Here is a 9,463-nt window from a genome sequence, read left to right on the forward strand (position 1 = left end):
CTAAAAATATAAATGGTAAAATATATAATAAATATCTAAAAATATCGGCAGCATCATCAAACTTACTACCAAATATTATATTTATTAGAATGGGTGATAGAAAGTATATAATGGTAGCGGAACATATTGCTATTCCCAGCATAACAAAACCAAGAAACCATATATGTTTTTTAATAATCCTTATGTTATCGAATTTATATACAAATAATGGAGCAAATGAAGTTGCAATTATAGGTGCCATAGCTGTTATACTGCTAAATAATTGAATTGCAGAAGCATATAAGCCCAAAGTTGTATCATCACTTAAAAATTTAGTCATTACTATATCAATTCGCCAAAATACGCACATAAAAACTATTCCCACAAAAAAAGGTAGTCCATCTTTTAATTAAATGTAAAAAATAAATCCTTATTTAAAATCTTATAAATCAAAAACAATCCTATAGCCATACTAATACTTTCCAACGCATATATAAGTGCATAAAAATATATATTTGTAATATTTAATAAATATAAAAATCCTAAAAAAGATACTCTAATAATTACAAAGATAATATATAGGATACTTCTATACTTTATCATAGTCTGAGATTGTAAGAACGCAGTAATAATCCCAAAAGCTTCGTCAACTAAAATACTAAATCCAAGAATAACAGCTAGATAAAATATATTTATATTATTATTGAAATATATAAATAATAAAAATGCTAAGTATGCTATTGCACAAAAAAGAGATCTAATAAAAAATCCACTGCCCATAAGACTTTTACGCTCCACAATATTAGCATTAGCAAGTTTAGGAACCATTATTTCGGCAGAATTTACATATGAAAGCGATTTAAATATCACAACAAGACCTAAAATATATTGGAAGATCCCGTATCCCTCTACCCCCAAAACACGTGCCAAGATAGATGCGGTCACCACTCCAGCAACAATCCTAATACTATGTTCTAATAAAAGCCAAGAAATATTTTTTATAACCATAAGTTTATTATTCACGTTTCAAATCCGAATATAAAATTTATTTCTAACTCGCCACCCAGCATACCGAAATGAATTAAAGGCTCTTAAAATAATTGTGATATTATTTTAAATTGACCAATTTTTCATATACTATATTTCAATTTTATTAATATAAAAATACAAATTGCTGCGCTAACTCACCCACCAAAGCTTAGTAAGCCTGATTTGACGAATTAGATTAAATTTACCATATTTTCATTCATGTTTCTACATTCATATTGGACGTAAAAGCAAAATCTAACGATGTCAATTTAATCCTTTTATGATTTAATTACCAAAAAGCTCATAAAATAAACTCCGGTGTAAAAAATTATTTGAATTCGTAATTATGCAGATCGATGTTTATATCTAACATTTTTAAACATTCTACTTTCTACAAATTTTATTAAGATATTGTGTTAAAATTTCATCTTATCTTTCCCGTACTGAGTAAAATTTTATATTCAAATAGCACGCCGACAAATTCCGTTCTTCGATATGGAAAATATACATTCTTATCAATCATCTTTCTTTCGTTATCGACAAGATTGAAGTAAAAATCGAAAGAAATGCCAAAGAAAACAATATTAAATCGAGCCGTCGTTTAAAGGAACATTCTATTATGATAATCATATTTATGATATTGTACTATATATTTAATAGCTCTTACCTAACAAAAGCGCCGCCGTAGGCAGCCCTATATACCCAAGACCTAAGATGCAAACTTTTTTCATAATATTCCTTTTAAAAATTCCAGTATTTTTTTACAAGCTTTACCGTCGCCATACGGACTTATACTTTTACTCATTTTATCATATTCATCTTTTAAATTTAATAATTTTTGCACCTCTTTTATTATATTTTCGCGCTTGGTACCGATAAGCTTCACGCATCCTGCTCTTATCCCTTCAGGTCTTTCGGTAGTTTCTCTGATAACTAAAACGGGCTTACAAAGGCTCGGCGCCTCCTCTTGGATGCCGCCACTATCTGTTACTATCATATATGACTTGCTCATAAGATAGACGAAACTATCATACTCTAGCGGATCAATTAAAAATATATTCGAAATGCCCGATAAAATTTCTCCCACAGGCTTTCTTACATTTGGATTTAGATGCACGGGGTAAACGATGTCGATATTTTCATTTTTTAGCGCTATTTCACGTAAAGCCTCACAAATATTAACAAAGCCTTCTCCAAAATTCTCTCGTCTGTGTCCTGTAACGAGAATAAATTTTCTATCACTAAGCTTATATTTAGAATTTATAAAGGATAAAATTTTATTTTTTAGCAGCTCGTTGTTTTCGATTTTATCTATCGTCCACAAAAGTGCGTCTATGACAGTGTTGCCGCTAACGATTATATTTTTTGAATCTTTGCCTTCTTTTAAGAGATTGTCTCTCGCATCGACAGTCGGCGCGAAGTGATATTTAGCTATGAGCCCCGTCATCTGCCTATTTATCTCTTCAGGAAACGGCGAATAGATATCGTGCGTCCTAAGACCAGCTTCGACATGTGCCACGTCGATCTTTTGATAATACGCCGCCAAAGAAACGGCATAAGTAGTAGTCGTATCTCCATGCACAAACACGATGTCCGGGGTATATTCGCTAAATACATCGCGCATACCAAGCAAAACGCCTGACGTAATATCGTACAGATCCTGCCTCTGCTTCATTAAATTTAGATCAAAATCGGGCTTGATCTCAAAAAATTCAAGCACCTGGTCGAGCATCTGCCTGTGCTGCGCCGTAACGCAAACCTTCACTTCAAATTCCGCGTGCTTTTGAAATTCCTTTATCAACAGAGCCATCTTAATGGCCTCCGGGCGCGTTCCAAATACTATCAAAATTTTTCTTTTCGTCATAAACTCCCTTAAATATCAGTTTTTTAACCGAATTTATTGCTGTAATTTTAATTAAATTTTGCTATATCGGCGCTTAACAATACATAAAATCACCTATTTGTCGCTACTTGGATGGTATAGAATGTTCTTTGCTTCAAAGATGGCTAAGATTTATTTTAAATTATCAAAAAATTCCATTGCAAAATCATCAAAAATTTTGCTTTTTAGATGCGCTTTGCAAAATTCCACTATAAGCCCGTGAAATAGCGCATACACGCCGTTTTCGTTCTCCAGCTTATCTGCTTTTGCCGCCGCATCGCAGGGAGAGTTAGTAGAATTTACAAGCTTATATATTCGCTCAAATTCTAGCTCACTGAGCCACGCGCTAAGCTCGTCGTAGCTTTCAAACTCATAGCCCAAAGCCCCGAGCAGCCGCGCCGAGTAGCTGTCTGCAACCATCACCGCGCGCTCGCACGCATAGCACAAGATCGCATCGCAGCTCTCCGCGCCGATTCCCTTGCGCGCTAACAGCCACTCGCGGCTAACGCCCGCTTTGAAGCTCTCAAAATCCCCAAAATCCGCGATTATCGCTTTGCAAAGCAAACTTAGACGTTTAGCTTTTTGATTATAAAATCCGCTCACTTTAATGATCTCCGCAAGCTCCGCTTCATCTAGCCCGGCGATGCTTTCTAAGCTCAAAAGTCCTTTGCTACGCAGGTTTTGCAGCGCCGCGTCGGCATTGCGCCACGCCGTACTTTGGATCAAAATCGCCCCCACGACCACCTCAAAGCTTCCAAACCCGGGCCACCAGCGAAAATCCTTAATTTTCACGGCGCGAAAAAGCTCGATAAAAAGCTCGGTCGCGCTCATCTCGCGCCTCCGAAATTTCTGGCGTCGTTTCTAAAATTTCGCGCGGCGACGGCGATTTTCCGCATGCACTCTAGCACGGCGATAAAATTTACGCCAAATTTAAATTCGCGCGCCGTATTCATCTGCCGCCTTTTAAATTTGCAAAAAATTCCTCATTAAAGCTCAAGAAAAACTGCTTTGCCGCGCGGCCGCTGCGGCTTGCGCGAAGCATCGCAAACTCCCGCGCCTTTGTGTGCAGCGCATCTAAATTTGCGGCAAAGCTCAAGCGAAATTCCGCCGCACTCATACCTTGCGCAGCCGCAAAATAGGCATCTACGATCCCCAAATACTCCCGCATGCTCCCGCCGTAGAAGCTTAGCTGCAGCCCGAAGCGCTCGCTTAGGCTGATTCGCTCGTTCGCCGCATCGCTTAGGTGTAGCTCGCCGCGGCTGATCTGCGCGGCGTCGTTATCGCTTGCGCATTCGCCTACGATGTGGCGGCGATTGGATGTCGCATACATCAGCACGTTGCGCGGCGCGCGCTCTAAGGATCCTTCTAGCAGCGGCTTAAGGTGCTTGTAGCCGCTCTCGCCGAGCTCAAAGCTCAAATCATCGCAAAAGATGATAAATTTAAAGTTCGTTTCGCGGATTGCGTCGATTATATCCACAAGAAAGCCCAGATCGTCCCTGCCGATCTCGATGATCTTAAGGTCTTGCGGGATAAATTTAGAAAAAACCGCTTTTGCAAGACTTGATTTACCGCAGCCGCTCTCGCCCCATAAAAGTGCGTGGTTGGCGCTGCAGCCGCGTAGGAAAGCGTCCGTGTTTTTTATAAGAGCCGATTTTTGGCTCTCTAGCCCCACGAGTGCGTCAAGATCAGTAAAATCGATGTCTCGGACGATCTTTAGCGCCTTTTTATTCGCGCGAAAGACGGCGACCTGTACCGTGCGCCAATCAATCGCGCTAAAATCGCTGAAATAAATTTGCTCGCCGGCGCCGCTCTGCACGCTTTTTAGGACGGCTTTCGGCGCTAAATTTAAACCGCACGCCGCGTTTAAATTTAGCTCTTCGCTTCTGCTTTTGCTCGCGCTTTTTTTGATATTTTCATCGCAAGTTCGCATTTTTTAGCTCCCTTCGCAGATAGATTAAAATTTCATTTATCACGTCGTCATCGTCGCGCGTCTGTGCCTTTAATCGCACCTTATCGCCGTTTGCAAGGGTGATCAAGATATTTTCGTCCATGCTCGAAATCACGCGCAAGCCAAGCTTCGTAGCCAAAACCTTAATCATCATCACGTCGATGAATTGCTTAGTGTAAATGTCCGCGCGCCCGAAGCGATCCTCGATCTCGCCGAAAATTTCAAGCACTTCGCTCGCCTCGGCGCACTTGCTAAGCCGCCTGTAAAGATCCAAGCGTAGGTGATCCTCCCTGATAAATTCCGAGTTTAAAAATGCGTTTACGGAAATTTTAAGCTCTACGCTCGCAGCAGCGCTCTTTCTGCTTAGCAGCTTGCCGATTTCTTCTTCGAGCATCTTTAGATAAAGCGAGTAGCCGATCGCTTCGATATGCCCGCTCTGCGCCTCTCCGAGTAGGTTTCCGCCGCCGCGAATTTCAAGATCGTGATACGCTAGCACCGAGCCGCTACCCAAAAACGAGTTGCTCTCAAGCGCTACGAGCCGCTTTAGCGCGTCCTGCGTAAGAGCGGTTTTATCCTCGATCAAAAAGTAGCAAAAGCCCTGTTTGTTGCTGCGCCCGACGCGGCCGCGCAGCTGGTGTAGATCGGCGATACCGAATTTATCCGCGTTTTCGACGATGATCGTATTTACGCGCGGCATATGAATGCCGCTTTCTACGATGCTGGTGCAAAGTAGCAGATCGTATCCGCCCGCTACAAATTTTAAAATTTCATCCTCCGTAGTTTTAGCGTCGATCTTGGAGTGCAAAATTAGAATTTTAAGGCTCGGCAAAATTTCAAGCAGCTTCTTTTTGGCGCTTTGCATCGTCGCGATGTGATTGTGGACGTAAAAAATCTGCCCGCCGCGTCGCAGCTCGCGCGAGATCGCCTCTTTTATGATCTTTTCGTCCCACTGCTTGACGAAGGTGCGCACGTCCAAGCGGTCCTGCGGCGGGCTAAGCAGCGTAGAGTAGCTTTTAATCGAGCTTAGCGCCATATTTAGACTGCGCGGTATCGGAGTGGCAGACATACTAAGCAGGTGCGAGGCGGCGCTTTTCTCTTTGAGCCGCTCCTTTTGCTTAACGCCGAATTTATGCTCCTCATCGATGATTATGAGCCCTAAATTTGCGGGGTTTAAATTTAAAAGCGAATGCGTGCCGACCACGACGATCGCCTCGCCGCTTTGCAGGCGTTTTAAAATTTCGCTCTTTTGCCTCGCGCTACTGAAGCGATCGAGCTTGAAAACGGGAATTTCAAACTCCCTAAAGCGCTCGCTAAGCGTGGCGTAATGCTGCGAGCTAAGCAGCGTCGTAGGCACGAAAAACAGCACCGAATGACCGCTGCGGATGCAGGCAAAAATCGCATTCATCGCAACCTCGGTCTTTCCAAAGCCCACGTCGCCGCTAAGTAGGCGGTCCATTACCTTGCCGCTTTGCAGATCCGCCAAAATCGCGCCCACCGCCTTTTGTTGATCGCTCGTGTAGCTAAAGCCGCTTGCGCTTAGAAATTTCGCATAATCCGCGCTTTTGTTTTTGATGACGAGCCCTCGCACCAGCTCGCGCTTGGCAGCCAGTGCGATGATCTTTGAAGCGATCGCAAAGAGCTTTTCGCGCACTCGCTCTTTAATTTTTGAAAAGCTCGCCCTGCCCAGATGATCCAAGCTCACCGCGCCGCCGCTTGCGACGTAGCGATCGATCTTATTTAGGTACTCTACCGGCAGCAGCAGTTTGTCGCCGCCCTCGTAGAGCAGGGATACGAACTCCTTGCTGCGCCCCATCACCTCGATGAGCTCAAGCCCGTTAAATTTAGCGATACCGTGATCTTCGTGCACGACAAAATCGCCCACGTTTAGCTCATCCAGAGCTAGGCTCGATCTTCGCACGCGCTTTTTAGGCGCCGCTTTGTTTAGCGAAAGGATGATCCGCTCGGCGCTTATTAAATTTACGACGAAATCCTCTCGTAAAATTTCGATATTGCTAAATCCGCTAAGATCAAACGGCGCGAGCAGTGCGTCGTTTCGCGCGATCAGCGCGATAGCCTCACTGCGGTGGAATTCAAAAAATTCCTGCGACGGCGTCACGGCGAGGTCTTTAAATTTACGCGCCGCGGGCAGCACCTCGATCGCGTCTAAAAAATCCAAATTGCGCTCGGAAAAAATTTCATCCTTTTTGATCTCGTGCAGTAAGACGCAATCAAACGCGCTCGTGTAATCGACGAAGCCCTCGATGAACCAAAACCCGAGCGAGCCCAGATCGCGAGCTAACGCGTCGCTGTCCGCGCGCGATATCTTTTCGCTCACGCTCTCAAACTCGTCCTCGCTTAAATTTGCTAAAAAAGGCGCTATTTCGGCTTGCGAAAGCTCATCTTTTTCGCTTTTTTGCGTCGCGACGTCAAAGCGCCTGATGCTCTCGACCGTCTCGCCGTCGAGTAGAATTCTAACCGCGCTTTCGCTCCCTACCGAAAAAATATCGATAATCTCGCCACGGAAGCTAACCTCGCCCATGCTTTCGACGATGTCGCGCACGTCGTATCCCAGGCGCAAAATTTCCTCTTTTAGCTCGCTTAAGTTTAATTCGCTTCCAAATTTTATATTTAACGGGCGCAGATAGCTTGCGGCGGGGAGTTTGTTTAGGATTGTGCGGACGGGCGAGATTAAAATTTTTTTGCCGCTTGCTTTGTAAAACGCGCTAAGAGCAGTACTGATGCCCGCTAGCTCACCCATGTAGCTGCGCAGATCCTCGCCGAAACTCGCTCTAAAATCTGGCAGGCAAAAGGTCGCGTAGCCCATAAATTTAAGCACCTGCTCGCACGCCGCAGCCTCTTTATCGTCCTCGCAGATCAAAATCTCTTTTTGGTTTTGCAAAAAGTATTCGTAAACCTCGGCTTGCATTATTTAAACCTTTCGATCTGGTACTGCACGACGTTTGCAATCTCCTGCCACGATACGTTAGGCTCTAAGGTCGAGATATTTTTGAAATTTTGCGCGTTCCAGCTCATAAAATTTGCAGGATCGACGCTTTGAGCCAAAAACCTAACTTCGTAATGCAAGTGCGGACCGGTGCTGTAGCCGGTGTTACCGCTATAGCCGATGAGATCGCCCTTTTTAACCCAAGAACCGGGCGTTACGACCGCGGAGCTAAGGTGGCCGTAGCGAGTCTCAAAGCCGTAATTGTGCGATAAAATCACTAAAATTCCATATCCGCTGCCGCTACCGCCTGCAAACTGCACGAAGCCCTCTGCCGTCGCAAACACCGGAGTGCCCTCACTTGCTCGCAAGTCGATGCCGTGGTGCATCCTCATAACGCCGCTGATTGGATGAGTGCGCATCCCAAAAGGGCTAGTTACGCCGCGATACTGCATCGGAAGTCCATTAGGCACAGCGCTAAGAATCGCGCTCGCCGTTTTTTCGCTAGCTGCGATATGCGCGCCGGAGCCCTTTTTACGCTCCTTTTTCATCTCATTCATCGCAAGCATTACTTGGATATCACTATCCAGCCCGCCTCCATCGTCTTCGCGTCCATCGAGCTTGGCAAGCACCTCCTCGTTTTTGCCCTCAAGTGCGATATTTTGCTCTTTAAGTGCGAGATTTTCGGCGTAGAGGGTTTTGTTTAACTCCTTTAAATTTGATCGGTCGCTCGCGAGTTTAAATATCGCAAAAAACAGAACGAGCAGAAAAATTACGAAAAACGCAGATAAAATTTTAAGTTGAAATCTAAAATTTTCGCCAAAATACAGCGTCTTGGTGCCAAAGTGATCGCTTAAGGTAAGTTTAGTTTTAGCCACGGCGCGCCTCAAGCCATAAAATAAAATTTTCTACCAAATGAAACGAGCCGAAAACCAAATACTCCTCGTCCGCTCTAAGCTCGCCGCGAAACGGCGAATGCGGAATTTTAAGCGCGTCAAGCGCACGGGTTATCGCCTCTGCCGCCATTTCGCGATCCGCAACCTCGTAGTTAAAGATCTCTACGCGCTCTATCACGGGTGCTAAAGTCCGCAGCACCGCGACTACGTCCTTATCGGCAAAGGCGTTATAAATTAACACGATCTTTCTGCCCCCGTAGATTTCGATAATTTCGCGGGCTACTTGCTGTGCCGCAAGCTCGTTGTGTCCGACGTCCACGCGTAAATTTGGCGCCAAAACTTCCATCCTGCCGCGTAAATTTAGAGGCGGTAGCTGCGAAATTTCAAATTTCAAATTTAAAAATTTCATCGCGGCAAGCGCTAGAGCTAAATTTGAAATTTGAAATTTAGGCATATTATTGTGCGCGCAAAACTCCACGATCTGCGCTCGCTCGCTCTCGCTTAAAAGCTCTGCTGCAAACCTCAAATGAGTTCCTTTTTGCTCTGCGATCTGCTGCGCGATACGAAGCGGAACCTCACTCATCTCATCGCTTAAAATCGCTTCCTTATCCATCGTAATGAGCTTGGTGTGGGCGATCTGCTCTAGATTTTGTCCTAGCATACCCAAATGATCGGTGCCGATCGGCGTAAAAAGCGACAGCATGCGCCCAAAGCTCGACGTAGCGTCAAACTCGCCGCCCATCCCCGCCTCGATCACGCAGTAATCGCAATCCCTAAAAAGCACTGCC

Annotated in this window: 8 protein-coding genes and 1 pseudogene; all 9 read right to left on the reverse strand. The window is 44.6% G+C overall.

What is annotated here, in order from left to right; genetic code table 11:
• A partial coding sequence (locus tag Q0372_RS09895; RefSeq protein ID WP_298105462.1) for a hypothetical protein occupies window positions 1-364 on the reverse strand: 364 nt, incomplete at its 3' end.
• A 20-nt stretch (window positions 365-384) separates the two neighbouring features.
• Complete coding sequence (locus tag Q0372_RS09900; protein ID WP_298105465.1) at window positions 385-1,002, reverse strand: oligosaccharide flippase family protein; 618 nt, start codon at window positions 1,000-1,002, stop codon at window positions 385-387.
• A gap of 733 nt (window positions 1,003-1,735) precedes the next feature.
• Entirely contained in the window at window positions 1,736-2,872 is a 1,137-nt protein-coding gene (gene wecB, locus Q0372_RS09905; RefSeq protein WP_298105468.1) for a UDP-N-acetylglucosamine 2-epimerase (non-hydrolyzing), read from the reverse strand.
• Between the two features lie 150 nt (window positions 2,873-3,022).
• Window positions 3,023-3,721, reverse strand: a complete 699-nt coding sequence (locus tag Q0372_RS09910; RefSeq protein WP_298105472.1) for a 3-methyladenine DNA glycosylase — start codon at window positions 3,719-3,721, stop codon at window positions 3,023-3,025.
• Window positions 3,718-3,843 (reverse strand): hypothetical protein, encoded by a 126-nt coding sequence (locus Q0372_RS09915; protein WP_298028506.1) that lies wholly within the window; start codon window positions 3,841-3,843, stop codon window positions 3,718-3,720. Before Q0372_RS09915 ends, Q0372_RS09910 begins: the two co-directional genes overlap by 4 nt.
• The gene (locus Q0372_RS09920; RefSeq protein WP_298105475.1) at window positions 3,840-4,820 is read right to left on the reverse strand and encodes an ATP-binding protein; all 981 of its coding nucleotides are present in this window, start codon (window positions 4,818-4,820) and stop codon (window positions 3,840-3,842) included. Before Q0372_RS09920 ends, Q0372_RS09915 begins: the two co-directional genes overlap by 4 nt.
• The gene (locus Q0372_RS09925) at window positions 4,804-7,764 is read right to left on the reverse strand and encodes a DEAD/DEAH box helicase (protein ID WP_298105478.1); all 2,961 of its coding nucleotides are present in this window, start codon (window positions 7,762-7,764) and stop codon (window positions 4,804-4,806) included. The genes Q0372_RS09920 and Q0372_RS09925 overlap by 17 nt, the downstream gene beginning before the upstream one ends.
• The gene (locus Q0372_RS09930; protein ID WP_298105479.1) at window positions 7,764-8,657 is read right to left on the reverse strand and encodes a M23 family metallopeptidase; all 894 of its coding nucleotides are present in this window, start codon (window positions 8,655-8,657) and stop codon (window positions 7,764-7,766) included. Before Q0372_RS09930 ends, Q0372_RS09925 begins: the two co-directional genes overlap by 1 nt.
• A pseudogene (locus Q0372_RS09935) lies at window positions 8,650-9,463 on the reverse strand (bifunctional folylpolyglutamate synthase/dihydrofolate synthase); the annotation flags it as partial. The pseudogene Q0372_RS09935 and the gene Q0372_RS09930, both read right to left, overlap by 8 nt.

It is taken from the genome of uncultured Campylobacter sp., assembly GCF_937997405.1.
Taxonomy (GTDB): domain Bacteria; phylum Campylobacterota; class Campylobacteria; order Campylobacterales; family Campylobacteraceae; genus Campylobacter_B.